The 14177-nt window shown below is 34.7% G+C and carries 14 protein-coding genes; all 14 read left to right on the forward strand.

Going from position 1 to position 14177, the window contains the following annotated elements; all coding sequences use genetic code 11:
• The 14 genes from yabN (at position 1) to nadA (ending at position 14015) form a co-directional block, all read left to right on the forward strand.
• A complete protein-coding gene (gene yabN, locus Q5Y73_RS22915) occupies positions 1-1494 on the forward strand; it encodes a bifunctional methyltransferase/pyrophosphohydrolase YabN (protein WP_305994251.1) in 1494 nt (497 codons plus the stop codon).
• A gap of 128 nt (positions 1495-1622) precedes the next feature.
• Positions 1623-1895 carry an HU family DNA-binding protein gene (locus tag Q5Y73_RS22920; RefSeq protein ID WP_160647626.1) on the forward strand — a complete coding sequence of 91 codons (273 nt, stop codon included), beginning with the start codon at positions 1623-1625 and terminating at the stop codon, positions 1893-1895.
• On the forward strand, positions 1895-2170 hold the full coding sequence (locus tag Q5Y73_RS22925) for an RNA-binding S4 domain-containing protein (RefSeq protein WP_305994252.1): 276 nt from the start codon (positions 1895-1897) through the stop codon (positions 2168-2170). Before Q5Y73_RS22920 ends, Q5Y73_RS22925 begins: the two co-directional genes overlap by 1 nt.
• A gap of 185 nt (positions 2171-2355) precedes the next feature.
• Positions 2356-2634, forward strand: a complete 279-nt coding sequence (gene yabP, locus Q5Y73_RS22930) for a sporulation protein YabP (protein WP_305994253.1) — start codon at positions 2356-2358, stop codon at positions 2632-2634.
• A complete protein-coding gene (gene yabQ / locus Q5Y73_RS24950; RefSeq protein WP_371320264.1) occupies positions 2631-3179 on the forward strand; it encodes a spore cortex biosynthesis protein YabQ in 549 nt (182 codons plus the stop codon). Before yabP ends, yabQ begins: the two co-directional genes overlap by 4 nt.
• Before the next feature lie 32 nt (positions 3180-3211).
• Positions 3212-3523 (forward strand): FtsB family cell division protein, encoded by a 312-nt coding sequence (locus Q5Y73_RS22935; protein WP_305994254.1) that lies wholly within the window; start codon positions 3212-3214, stop codon positions 3521-3523.
• Between the two features lie 321 nt (positions 3524-3844).
• A complete protein-coding gene (locus tag Q5Y73_RS22940) occupies positions 3845-4267 on the forward strand; it encodes a S1 domain-containing RNA-binding protein (protein WP_305994255.1) in 423 nt (140 codons plus the stop codon).
• A gap of 265 nt (positions 4268-4532) precedes the next feature.
• Positions 4533-7013, forward strand: coding sequence for a stage II sporulation protein E (gene spoIIE, locus Q5Y73_RS22945; protein ID WP_305994256.1), 2481 nt, complete (start codon positions 4533-4535; stop codon positions 7011-7013).
• Positions 7014-7115: 102 nt separating this feature from the next.
• Positions 7116-7874 carry a vWA domain-containing protein gene (locus Q5Y73_RS22950; RefSeq protein WP_305994257.1) on the forward strand — a complete coding sequence of 253 codons (759 nt, stop codon included), beginning with the start codon at positions 7116-7118 and terminating at the stop codon, positions 7872-7874.
• The gene (locus Q5Y73_RS22955; protein WP_305994258.1) at positions 7858-8772 is read left to right on the forward strand and encodes a protein kinase domain-containing protein; all 915 of its coding nucleotides are present in this window, start codon (positions 7858-7860) and stop codon (positions 8770-8772) included. The genes Q5Y73_RS22950 and Q5Y73_RS22955 overlap by 17 nt, the downstream gene beginning before the upstream one ends.
• A gap of 51 nt (positions 8773-8823) precedes the next feature.
• Entirely contained in the window at positions 8824-10239 is a 1416-nt protein-coding gene (gene tilS, locus Q5Y73_RS22960; protein WP_305994259.1) for a tRNA lysidine(34) synthetase TilS, read from the forward strand.
• Positions 10240-10258: 19 nt separating this feature from the next.
• The gene (hpt, locus tag Q5Y73_RS22965; RefSeq protein WP_305994260.1) at positions 10259-10801 is read left to right on the forward strand and encodes a hypoxanthine phosphoribosyltransferase; all 543 of its coding nucleotides are present in this window, start codon (positions 10259-10261) and stop codon (positions 10799-10801) included.
• A 68-nt stretch (positions 10802-10869) separates the two neighbouring features.
• The gene (gene ftsH / locus Q5Y73_RS22970) at positions 10870-12849 is read left to right on the forward strand and encodes an ATP-dependent zinc metalloprotease FtsH (protein ID WP_305994261.1); all 1980 of its coding nucleotides are present in this window, start codon (positions 10870-10872) and stop codon (positions 12847-12849) included.
• Between the two features lie 227 nt (positions 12850-13076).
• Positions 13077-14015 carry a quinolinate synthase NadA gene (gene nadA / locus Q5Y73_RS22975; RefSeq protein WP_305994262.1) on the forward strand — a complete coding sequence of 313 codons (939 nt, stop codon included), beginning with the start codon at positions 13077-13079 and terminating at the stop codon, positions 14013-14015.
• Positions 14016-14177: the final 162 nt, after the last annotated feature.

The raw sequence follows: 14177 nt of genomic DNA on the forward strand, positions 1-14177 counted from the left end.
ATGTCGCTATCCATCACTATTGTAGGTTTAGGCTCTGGGGACGAGAATCAACTGAGCCTAGGCGTTTGGCGGGTAATTCAACAATCTGAACAGCTTTATTTAAGAACAAAACAACACCCAGTCGTGCAATTTTTAGAGCACAATCAAGTTGCATTCCAGTCTTTCGATCATTTATATGAATCATATGATTCATTCCCTGAAGTATATAAAGCCATAGTCTCTGAATTGACACAGACCGTATTGTCTAATAAAAAAGATGTTGTTTATGCTGTGCCTGGACACCCCATGCTTGCTGAGTCAACAGTTCAAATGTTAAAAGAAGAATGTGATCAAACAAATATACAATTACATATCTTGGGTGGAGAAAGCTTTTTGGATCAAACATTTTTAAGGTTTGGGTTTGATCCGATTGACGGATTTCAACTGTTAGATGCTTCTGAAATGAAAACGTCCATGCTGCAGCCGCAGCTTCATACTATTATTGCACAGGTTTATGATTCTTTTGTTGCTTCAGATGTAAAATTAACACTTATGGAAGTATATCCTGATGATTATGAAATTGTGGTAGGTCACGCACTTGGCGTTGCTGGACAGGAGAAAATTGAAAAAATCCCATTATATGAATTAGACCATGATCAACAGTATGGCAATCTATCACTTATATGGGTGCCAAAAAACTCGGATGAATCGTTATTAAATAAAAGTTTTGAACGACTGCGAGAGGTAGTAAGGATTTTAAGAAGTCCTGAAGGTTGTCCATGGGATCAGGAACAAACACATCAAAGCATACGCAAAAATTTAATTGAAGAAACTTATGAGGTGCTAGAAACCATTGATGAACAGGATTCGGAAGCGATGTGTGAAGAGCTTGGAGACCTCTTAATGCAAGTAATGTTGCATGCACAGATGGAGGAGGAACTGGGCAGCTTTACAATTGATGATGTTGTTTCTGGATTGAATGAAAAGTTAATCCGCAGGCATCCTCATGTGTTTGGAGACAAAGCAGCAGACAATTCAGAAGAAGCTTTGCGGAATTGGGAGCAGATGAAAAAGGAAGAAAAGTTGAAAAAAGGAATTGATGTTGATAATATATCTATATTATCAAGTGTCCCGAGTGGTATGCCAAGCTTGATGAAAGCATTGGAATATCAAAAAAGAGCTGCTAAAGTAGGATTTGATTGGGATAATATAGATCAAGTTTTTGAAAAAGTAATGGAAGAATTAAATGAATTGAAAGAAGAGCTTCAAACTTCCAACCATCCTGAACGAAAAAAAGAAGAGCTGGGTGATTTAATATTTTCATTTATTAATCTAGCTCGGTTTTTAAAGATGGATCCTGATGAAGCGATAAGTATAGCAAATCAAAAGTTTTTTGCAAGATTTTCATTTATTGAGCAAGAGTTACGTTTAAGAGGAAAAAAAATTGACCAAACTAATATATTAGAAATGGAAAAATTATGGCAGGAAGCAAAGCAAAAATTTTCTAAAAAATAGTCCATTAGTATTATATTTAAAAAAAATTAACTTTGCAGCAGGATTTTCCTTCACAATAAAGAATTAGTTAAACCGGGTTAAGTTAACTACAAAAATTGATAGGCGTATATTATTAGGAGGTACTTAAAATGAACAAAGCTGATTTAGTTAGCAATATTTCAGAAAAAAGTGGATTATCAAAAAAGGATGTTGAAACAGTTCTTAACGGATTTCTTGGTGAAGTAACTAGTGCGTTAACTGCTGGAGATAAAGTTCAGCTTATTGGATTTGGTACATTTGAAACTCGTAAACGTGCGGGTCGTGTTGGACGTAATCCTCAAACAGGTAAAGAAATTACAATTCCTGAAACTGTAGTACCAGCATTTAAGGCGGGTAACAAACTTAAAGAAGCAGTAAAATAATGCGGTTAGACAAATTTCTTAAAGTTTCACGACTCATAAAACGTCGAACGGTGGCTAAAGAAGTAACTGACCAAGGAAGAGTTTGGATCAATGGGAAAGTTGCTAAAGCAAGCAGTTCGATAAGAGTAAATGATGAACTAACCATTCATTTTGGACAAAAAACGGTGACAGTTCGTATTCATAAAATTTCGGAAACATCTCGAAAAGACGAAGCGAATGAAATGTATACTGTATTAAAAGAAGAAATGAATAAATCAAAAGATGATATTTTTTAAGAAAAGGAGACTGATTTTTTAATTAGTCTCTTTTTGATAACTTAAAAATGTATAAGTTTTCAAATTTCAACCGCCAACCTTCAACAAAACATCACTACTCCCCTCAAGATATCATTCCCTAGTAATTTTATGTTCTAAAACTCAAATCTTCCCCATATGGTAATGGTAGAAGGGGGGTACATGCTATGAAGGAGCAAACAGGTCAGAAAAGACAAGAGATAAAAATGCTAAATAGAAAACTTCTTGAAATTTCAGGTGTAAAGAATGTTGAGAGTTTTGATAGTCAAGAGTTCTTATTGGACACAGAGTATGGATTTTTAACTGTAACAGGTGAGGATTTACATATCAAAAACTTAAACCTAGAACAGGGTTTAGTTGCAATAGAAGGAAGGGTAAACACTACCGCATATTTAGACGCTACCAGCTCAAAATCTAGAGGGATTCTTAGCAAATTATTCAAGTGAACCTTTCCGATCAATTTATTACTTTGATAACGATGATCGTAAGCGGGATGATGTTGGGGGTTATATTTGATATATACCGTGTTGTAGCGTCACAATTTCATTTTCGTCGTTGGCTTATTTCTTTGTTGGATGTTGTATATTGGATCTTATCAACCTTGTTTGTTTTCCGCATGTTGTATTTAAGCAATTCGGGTGAGGTTCGTTTCTATATTTTTATTGGATTAACGGTTGGAGTTATCTTTCACTATGTTTATTTTAGTTCAATAACGATAAAAATAATACTAATCTGTATCAAGGTAGTAAAAAATCTAATTCGCATTATCATTAAACTATATTATATCTTCATCATTGCTCCTCTTAAATTTATTTATAGATGTTTACTTATTTTATTAGGTATAATTATGGCTATCTCTATTTTCCTCTGCAAAATTATGTTACAATTATTGTATCCGTTCTGGAGGATTTTAAAGTGGTTGCTTAAACCGTTTACAGTGTTTATACTAAAATGGATACATCCTATTATAAAAAGATTTAGGAAACGATAAGATGGGTTAAAAGCAAACTTGGGGGATTAAAGATGAATGAACGTCAAGCTCAAGAAACAAAACGTAATAAAGGGTTTAAAAGACGATTCAAATTATTGATGGTCATTTTATTTTCCTTTATAGGCTGGGCGACAATGACGATATGGAACCAAGTTCAGGTACTGGACGAAAAAAGTGAGCAGCTTGGACTTCTTGAAGCGGAATTAGAAGAAACAAAAAAATTGAATGAAGAATATAACGATGAAATCACACGTTTACAGGATTCTGAATATATTGAACAAAGGATTCGATCTGATTTACAAATGACTCAAGAAGATGAAACACTTTTAATACTGACAAAGTAATGAGACATCATATGATGGAGAGTAATCACAGTTATTGACTAGGTATACTCTGGATACTATAATACTACTGAAAGTACCTATATATGCAGAAGTATTACTGAGATGTTTCACCATCGGTGATTTTCTTATAACTTAAGAATTTATAAATTTTCAAGTTCTAAGTTTCAACAAAAACTACCTCTAAAGAAACTCGGTGACATTTCCGAGAAACTCCTTTAGGAGTTTTTGTTCTAACATAAGAATTTATAGTTTTTCAAATTCAATGTTTCAACAAAGGCTAAGAGCTTTTGTTCTATTTTTAAGGGAGGAACAATTTATTTTATGTCAATTGAAGTAGGCACCAAGTTACAAGGTAAAGTTACTGGTATAACAAATTTTGGAGCTTTTGTGGAATTATCTGAGGGAGTCACTGGACTAGTACACATTTCAGAAATTGCAGATAATTTCGTGAAAAGTGTAAGTGATCATCTAAAAGTAGATGATATTGTTACTGTGAAAGTGATTGAAGTGAAGGATGGTAAAATAGGATTATCAATTCGTAAGGCTGTAGATAAGCCCTCACAACCACAGAGAGGTGCACAAAAGGGACCACAGCAAAGAGGTGCTCGAAATAAACCCAAAAAATTAAACCTTTCCTTTGAAGATCAAATGGTAAAGTTTTTAAAAGACAGTGAAGAACGTATGTCTTCCTTGAATCAAAAAAAGAATGACAGACGTGGAAGAAAAGGTGCTAAACGTTCTTAAATAAATATATAACGGTAAATTTATAAAAAAGTGCTTTCAACAGCACTTTTTTATTTCTTTTTTTGGTTATTGTGTATTTATCGACACGATAAGATATGAAATAAATATGAATGATGAATGAATTTGCAATTATACGGGGACCTGATTTGAAATCAGGTTTTTTTTGTCGATTTTTTTTTTGAAACTACCACCTCATTTTGACAAACTTTCTAGTAGATACCTAATATACTAGAGACACTTATCTCAATATAGGTGGTGCGAACCTTTGTTAAAATCCTTTTTCCCTCCAACCCATTTAAAATCTAAAAAGAGCGATACGATGAAATTGTCATGGTTAAACATAGCTAGAGATTTCGTAGTAGATTTTTTAAAAAACCAACAGGTAACGATATTATTGCTGGTTATGGCATTTTTATTAGGACGTGCAGTAATTTTAGAGCAGTTTTCTCCTTTTGCTATAGCTTATTTTGGTGTCTTATATTATTTGCGTAAGGACTTGGTTTATTGGATAGGATTATTCTTGATTGTAGGTGGAATATCATCATCTTATATGGTTTCGAATGCGATTATTATTCAAATTTTAGTTTTTTATTTTCTACAAAAAGGGTTTGAGAAGGTAGATAAAAGAGATTTATCTTACATACCTATGATTGTATTTTTAACTTGTTTCTTTGTTCACTTTTTTCATCTCTTCTTGTTTAAAGGTTTTACATGGTATGGTGGAATGTTTGTTGTAGTTGAATCCGTTTTAACTTTTATTTTATCGCTGATTTTTATTCAAGCCATATCCGTTTTTACAGTGACGAAAAAAAAATATCAGTTAAAAAATGAGGAGGTAATTTGTTTAACCATATTAATTGCCTCTGTCATTACAGGTGCGACAGGGTGGTTTATTGCTGATATTTCAGTTGAGCAAATGATGTCCAGATATCTTGTGTTATTATTCGCATTTGTCGGAGGAGCATCATTAGGTGCCTCGATTGGAGTTGTATCGGGCATCATCCTTAGCTTAGCAAATATAAATGCTGTTCATCAGATTAGTTTATTGGCTTTTTCTGGTTTACTAGCAGGTTTGGTGAAAGAGGGTAAGAAATTGGCTGTAGCTGCTGGGATGTTGCTTGGGACTTCTATCTTGGCGATGTATAACAGTGAACAAACTGAAATTCTTGTATCTATTTGGGAAACCCTAGCTGCAATTATATTGTTTTTCATAACTCCAAAAAGTTTAATCCAAGCTATCTCCAAATATATACCTGGGACAAAAGAACATGTCAAAACTCAGGTTGATTATGCGAAAAAGGTGAGAGAATTAACGGCCCAAAGAGTAGGGCAATTTTCTGAAACTTTTCGTCAGCTATCAAGCAGTTTTGTGCAATTGGGTGAAGCTGAAAAAAAGGATGGTCGTGAGGAGAAAATAGGCCTGCTTTTAGATTCTGTAGCAGGACAAACATGTCCTACTTGTTGGAGACAAAAGCAATGTTGGGGTGAGAAGTTGAATCAAACTTATCATTATATGAATGACATGATGATTCAAATCGAAAACAATCCGAAAATCAGTAAAAAAGATATGCCAATAGAATGGAAAAACAGCTGTGTGAAAACGGAACAAATGTTAGAAATTATGAAAAATCAATATGGTTTGTTTAAACAAGATATGAGATGGGAGCAGCAAATGAAAGACAGCCGGCAAATTGTAGCTGATCAGCTTATAGGTGTATCCAAAGTGATGGAAGATCTTGCAGATGAAATTAAAAGAGAGGGACAAGAATTAAACCTGCAAGAGGAACAAATACGTTATGCTTTAGAAGAACTGGGGTTGTCTATCTACAGTGTGGATATCATAAGTTTGGATCAAGGCAATGTAGAAATTGAGATGGTTCATCAATATACAAGAGGTTTCGATGAAAGCCGGAAAATTATCGCCCCTCTATTGTCCAATATTCTAAGTGAAAACATAGCAGTGTTAAAAGAGGAATCTGTTAAAGAAGGTTATTATGTAGTCACTTTTGCCTCCGCTAAACAATATGAAGTCATTACAGGTGCAACAGAAGTGGCAAAGGGTGGAGAGCTGCTTTCAGGTGATAACTATAGTGTTTCGGAATTGGGAAACGGAAAGTTTGCTGTCTCAATAAGTGACGGGATGGGGAATGGAATACGAGCTCATAAGGAAAGCAGAACAGCGATTAATATTCTTGAGCAATTACTTCAATCGGGAATGGATGAGAAGCTTGCCATAAAGTCAGTAAATTCTGTGTTGTTCTTACGTTCAACAGATGAGATGTTTGCAACGATTGATGTGGCGTTAATAGATTTATATACAGCCAAAACAACCTTTTTAAAAATTGGTTCTACACCCAGCTTTATTAAAAGAGGGGATGAGGTCATCATCATTTCAGAAAATAATTTGCCGGTTGGTATTTTACATGAAATTGATGTAGATCTTATAGAGATGCAAATGCAGCCAGGAGATATTTTAATTATGATGAGTGATGGGATTTATGATGCTCCGGGATTGGTGAATAATAAAGAGCTTTGGATGAAGCGGAATATACAAAGCATGCAGACTGATGATCCTCAGGAAATTGCAGATTGTTTATTTGAAACGGTTGTCCGTCGAAATCATGGTGAAATTACGGATGATATGACCGTTGCTGTTGCAAGGCTTGATCAGCATATACCTGAGTGGTCTACTTTTAGATGGACGGGTCAAACTCAAATTGAAAGACCCTCAAAAACCGTAGGATAATAGGTTGTTAGGAAAATAAGTTTTAAACCTTTAAAAGATGGGAATAATATAAAGTAATTTAAATTATTTCTATTAATCTATTAATTTTGGAGGTTTGATCATATGGTTCAGCAAATTATTGTCATTACTGATGGTTGTTCGAATGTAGGTGTGGATCCAGTAACAGCAGCAGCGCTTGCTCGAGAAGAGAATATTATTGTTAATGTAATAGGAGTAGTAGATGAAGGGGATATCGGGTTACGCGGAACTAGAGAAATTGAAGAAATGGCAGCAGCGGGTGGTGGCATTAGTAAGATTGTTCAATCAAAACAATTAGCTAGGACTGTGCAAATGATGACTCGGAAAACGGTAGTAAATACGATCCAACAAGTAGTTAATGAAGAGCTTGAACAAATTATAGGTTCATCAGCATCTTTAGAGGACTTGCACCCTGATCAAAGAGCAAAGGTTGTTCATGTTATAGAGAATTTAGAAGAGAATATCTCATTGCGGGTAGTTTTACTAGTGGATGCCAGTGCAAGTATGAAACCTAAAATTACTGCGGTTGAAGAAGCAGTTCATGACTTAATGTTAAGTTTGCAAGCTAGAGAAGGTAGAAGCGAGGTTTCATTGTTTCATTTTCCAGGATCAAAAAATAAAAACGATTTTGCTGAGAAGGACTTGGATTGGTCTACGGAATTTGCAATTATGAAGCGTTTATTTTATAAAATAAATATGAGAGGTGCAACACCAACCGGTCCTGCACTATTAAAAGTGATTGAATATATGAGTCAAAAACAATCCATAAATGATATTAAAGTGTTGGACAAAGCTGCAGAGGCTGACAAAGAGGGTGCGATGTTAAGTGATTACATCGTCTAATGATATTCCAAAACTTGTTCTGCATCCTGGTTTTAAAGTGATTGGGAAATGGAGTGGAAACTCGTATACAATTCAACGTTTACTAGGTGAGGGTACAAGTGGTAAAGTTTATTTAGTAAAGTGCAATCAGAAATGTTTCGCTTTAAAGGTAGGACTAGATGATCTTAGTCTTCAGTCCGAGATTAATGTTTTGAAAAAGGTCAATGAAGAACTTGGTTCATCGGAAAGAATTTTTGTAGAATCTGATGATTTTGAGCTTCAGGGAGATGTTTTCCCTTATTATATTATGAAATATATTCAAGGGGTGGACGCTAAAACCTATATCCAAAGGAATGGATATCAGTGGTTCTATTTGATTGGAATGAATATTTTAAATCAATTGCAACAATTACATAAGAAAAATTGGATTTTTGGTGATATAAAAGTTGAAAATATGATCGTTTCTGATTATGGTAGTGTGACTCTGATAGATTATGGAGGGGTAACGGCCAAAGGACGTTCTGTAAAGCAATTTACAGAAATTTATGATCGTGGATATTGGGGAAAAGGGAATAGGAAGGCAGATGAAGCGTATGATCTTTTTTCCTTTGCTATCTTATGTTTGATATTGATGGATTCTATCTCCCTTTCAGAAATAAAGTCAGAACAAAAAAAAGGTGCTTATTTACTAAAAAGAGCAAAAATGAATCCAAGCTGCAAACACATGATTCCCTTTTTTGAAAAAGCCATTTATGGAAAATTTCAATCAACTGGACATGCTTGTGACGAATGGAAAAAACTAATGTACGGTGCTGGTTTTGAACAGTCAAAATCAATAATTTTACCATGGTTGGAGCCCGCATTAGCTTCTTCCATTTTTGTATTTCTTCTGACGTTGTATTTAAGCTTTATGCACTAAAGCAAAATACATAGAAAGCGCATCTAAAAAATCAGCCAAGAGGAGTGGCATATGGATTTAATTCAAAACGTTGAAAAAACCATTAAACATGAGCAATTATTTGAAATGGGAGAAACAATTGTAGTAGCATTATCAGGTGGTCCTGATTCAGTAGCGCTTCTTCATATGCTGCATACCTTATCGTCAAGATGGAAATTCAAGTTGATTGCAGCCCATGTCAATCATCAGTTTCGTGGGTCTGAAGCAGATCAGGAAGAGCAAATGGTACAGAAATGGTGTAATGTTCTACAAATCCCTTGTGAAATTGGAAGAATTAATGTGCCTGCATATATTGAACAATCAGGGAAAAATGCTCAGGCTGCTGCGAGGGAAAAAAGGTACGATTTTTTATTTGAGATGGCTAATGCATACAATGCGAATAAAATTACATTAGCTCATCATGCAGATGATCAAGCAGAAACAATATTGATGCGGATCATACGTGGTACCGGTCCGGATGGATTAGCAGGCATTTCAATGAAAAGAACAGAGAAAAAAGTGCAACTTATACGACCTTTATTACGTATATACAAATCAGAAATTATTTTATATTGTCAACAAAATCATTTGAATTACACAAAAGACAGCAGTAATGAACAAAGGAAGTATTTTAGAAATGAGGTCAGACTAGATGCCATTCCATTTTTAAAAAAATACAATGGAAGATTAGAGCAGTCTTTAAATCGACTTGGAGAAATGATGTCCGTGGAACAAGGTTTTATGGAGATAGAAACAGAACGTTGTTTTAAAAGGCTTGTAAATAAAAATGAGCATGGTTTTTATTTTTCAAGAAAGTCATTTATTTCCCTTCACATTGCTTTACAAAGAAGACTGATTAAACTAATATTAAGTTATCTTTGTTCAAAGTCCTACTCATTTGAATTTAAGATGATTGAGATGTGCAGAAACGCAATAGAACAAAATAATACAACCACGATGAAGCTGGATGTTAGTGAACAGATTGATTTCATAAGAGAGTATGACCAGATTTTACTTACAAATCAAAAACGAAAAGAAGTAGAACGCTTTTGTTATACGGTTGAAGAAGATACAAATCAGATCGAAGTTTTTGAATCTATGGCTTCCTTGGGATTTTCAACCATTTCTCAAAGCAACACAAATCAAAATACAGCTAGATTACATACTGAAGTTATTTTTGATAAGAATCAACTTGCATATCCATTATCAGTCCGAAATCGGAGACCAGGGGATAGGATAAAATTAAGAGGATTAAATGGAACTAAAAAAGTAAAAGATATTTTCATTGATGAAAAAGTTCCTCCATTAGAAAGAGAAAAAATTCTACTTTTGGTTGATGCCAATCAGCAAGTGTTATGGATTCCAGGCATTCGCGTTTCCAGCCATGCCCAAGTGAATGAAAAGACTTCAAGTATATTACATATTACTTTCAAAAAATCCATACTTTAAATTATAGGAGGTTACATTTTTGCATAACGATATAAAACAGGTTTTATACAGCGAAGAGCAAATACAAGAAAAAATTAATGAACTAGGCGAAGTGATCACCCGAGACTTCAAAGGTAAAAATCCGTTAGTGATTTGTGTTTTAAAAGGTGCTTTTATCTTTATGTCTGATTTGGTGAAAAAGATTGATATTCCATTAGAAATTGATTTTATGGCAGTTTCTAGTTATGGGCAGTCAACGAAATCTTCTGGTGTTGTAAAAATCATAAAGGATTTAGATGTACCTGTTGAAGGCAGAGATGTTTTAATTGTAGAGGATATTATTGATAGCGGACTAACATTAAGTTATTTAGTTGAAATACTAAAGGGTCGAAACGCTTTATCCACTACTATTGTTACATTGTTTGACAAACCAGCTGGAAGGACAGTGGACTTGGAAGTTGATTATAAAGGTTACATACTTCCAAATGAGTTTGTTGTTGGATACGGCTTGGACTATGCGGAAAAATATCGTAATCTTCCTTATTTAGGAATTCTAAAAAATGAAGTTTATTCACAGTCTTAGTGGTTAAGTTGTGAATGAAAGTCAGGATATGTTAAAATAGACAAGTGTGCTTGTAGAGGAGGTAGGGGATGAAAAATCGATTCATTCGCAACACTGGATTTTATTTATTAATCTTTTTAATTATTATTGGTATTGTTCGATTCATTAGTGGTCAAAACGAACAGGTAGAAGTTTTGAATTACACTCAATTTGAAGAGCAATTATTAAATAATAATATTCAAGAGGTATCAACACAATTTGAAGGATACGCTTCAAAAATAGAAGGAAAATTTCTCGAACCTATTAGTGAAAATGGATCTGAGAATTTTACTGTTTTTGGTCCGATCACAGACTCGTTTTATCAGCTTTTGACTGAGAACTCAGCAACCGTTGATTTCAAACCAATGGAACAGCCAAGCATATGGGTCACGTTATTAACATCGCTTATCCCATTTATCATTATTTTTATCATATTCTTCTTCTTGCTTAATCAAGCTCAGGGCAGTGGCGGCAAAGTCATGAACTTTGGAAAAAGTAAAGCCCGTTTATATAATGATGAAAAGAAAAAGGTAACATTTAATGATGTAGCTGGTGCAGATGAGGAAAAACAAGAGCTAGTAGAAGTCGTTGAATTTTTGAAAGACCCTAGGAAGTTTTCTAATTTAGGAGCGAGAATACCTAAAGGATTATTATTAGTTGGTCCACCAGGGACAGGTAAAACATTGTTAGCTAGAGCTGTTGCTGGAGAAGCTGGAGTTCCTTTCTTTTCCATCAGTGGTTCCGATTTTGTAGAGATGTTTGTAGGTGTAGGTGCTTCTCGTGTGCGTGATTTATTTGAAAATGCGAAGAAAAATGCACCTTGTATTATTTTCATTGATGAAATTGATGCTGTAGGTCGTCAGCGTGGAGCAGGTCTTGGGGGAGGACACGATGAGCGTGAACAAACCTTAAACCAACTTTTAGTTGAGATGGATGGTTTCGGTGCAAATGAAGGGATTATTATCGTTGCAGCTACGAACAGACCGGATATTTTAGATCCAGCACTTTTACGTCCTGGCCGGTTTGATAGACAAATAACAGTAGATCGCCCTGATGTAAAAGGTCGTGAAGCAGTATTAAAGGTACATGCTCGTAATAAACCGATTGCAAAGGATGTTAACCTTGAAACGCTAGCGCGTTATACTACAGGTTTCACTGGAGCAGATCTAGAGAATTTATTAAATGAAGCGGCACTCATTGCAGCTCGTAGAAATCGAAAAGATATTAGTATGAGTGAATTGGATGAAGCTTTTGATCGCGTAATTGTTGGTACAGAAAAGAAAAGCCGTGTGATCAGTGACAAAGAAAAACGCACGATTGCTTATCATGAAGCAGGACACACTATTATAGGCTATTTTGTTAGAAATGCTGACATTATGCATAAGGTTACAATCGTTCCGAGAGGACGCGCTGGTGGTTATGCGATGATGATCCCTAAGGATGGGGAAGACCGCATGTTGAACACAAAGAGCGAACTTTTAGATCGAGTAACAGGTTTGCTTGGTGGACGGGTAGCAGAGGAATTATTCATTGGTGAAATCGGTACTGGTGCTTATGATGACTTTAAGAAAGCAACTGGAATCGTTAGAGCAATGGTTATGGAATATGGAATGAGTAAGTTAGGTCCGATGCAATTTGGTCAGACTCAAGGACAGGTATTTTTAGGAAGAGATATTGGCCATGAGCAGAACTATAGTGACGCTATTGCTTATGAAATTGATCAAGAAATGCAGAATATGATTCAAAGTCGTTATGATCAAGCGAAAGAAATTTTAAGCAAGCATGAAAAAGAAGTTCATCTTATTGCTAAATCTTTGTTAAATCTAGAAACTTTAGATAAAGATCAAATTACAGAAATTATTGAAGAAGGAAAGATCCTAGAGATCAAACCAGGAGATAGTAAAACAGATCCTGTTAAAACAAACCCTCAAGAGAATGAGGAAGATGTAAAAGTAAACATTCAAAAACAAGATGGTCAGGACGATTCCAATAAACTGAAATTTGATAAAAAAGATGATGAAAAGTCATAAGATGCACGTTCTAATATAGAAGTTAAGATCAAAATCCGAGAGTGTTTTAAACACTCCCGGATTTTTTTATTTCTTATTTATTGTTGACACAACGATTCAGGTTGTGTAAATTAGTTGTAAAATTTGATTTAGTAAAGTAACATGGTTTTAAACATAATAAATTTAAGTAAAATGCTCGCATTTATTTGTTCATTTTTTCACAAAGTCATATAGAGGGGTGTATGTGAATGGAAGCGTTGGCTTTAGAAAGAAAGGCAGAACGCAATCAACAGTTAAAAGAAAGGCTGCTTGAACTTAAAAAGGAAAGAAATGCAATCATATTAGCACATTATTATCAAAGAGATGAAATACAAGAAGTAGCAGATTTTCGTGGAGACTCATTTTTGCTAGCTCAAAAAGCGGCTGAAACAGATGCAGATGTCATTGTTTTTTGTGGTGTTCATTTTATGGGAGAAAGTGCAAAAATTTTAGCTCCTGATAAAACGGTCATCATACCTGATGAAAGAGCGGGTTGTCCGATGGCTGACATGGTGAATGTTGAGGGGTTGCGAGAATTAAAACAGAAGCATCCTAATGCAACTGTAGTAACCTATATTAATTCATCAGCAGAAATTAAAGCTGAAACAGATATTTGCTGTACATCTGCAAATGCTGTAAAAGTGATTCAATCTTTAGATACGGATGAAATTATATGGGTACCGGATAAAAATTTAGGTCATTATGTATCACAGTTTACAGATAAAAACATGATACTTTGGGAAGGTTATTGCAACACTCACGATATGTTAACTGTAAAAGATGTAGAGGAAATGAAAGCCAAATACCCTGATGCAGAATTTGTTGTCCATCCAGAATGTAGACCAGAAGTTGTAGAAATGGCTGATTTCGTGGGAAGTACAACGGGTATTTTAAAATATTGTAAAGAATCAGATTGTCAGGAGTTTATTGTTGGTACAGAGGATGGAACCGGTTATCAGCTTCGATTAGATAGTCCAGATAAGAAATTTCATTTTGCTACGAAGTTTCTTGTTTGCCCCAATATGAAAGTGAATAATTTGAAAAAATTAGTTCGCTGTTTAGAGGATATGAAACCACAAATTTATGTTCCGCCTCATATTTCAGAAAAAGCAAAATTATCATTAGAGCGCATGCTTCAAGTTAAATAATAGTCCATTTTTATGATGGCTTTCCCGCAAAAGTAAAAGTTTAATTTACAACGCTTTACTTCACTTTTGTGGGTTTCTTTTTATAACTACTTTTCGGGGACACCCCAGAATCAGAAATAGGTATTGCACAAGATCTTTCAGGGATTCTGGCAGGATTTTTTG

The sequence above is a fragment of the Chengkuizengella axinellae genome (genome assembly GCF_030730905.1).
GTDB lineage: Bacteria > Bacillota > Bacilli > Paenibacillales > KCTC-33759 > Chengkuizengella > Chengkuizengella axinellae.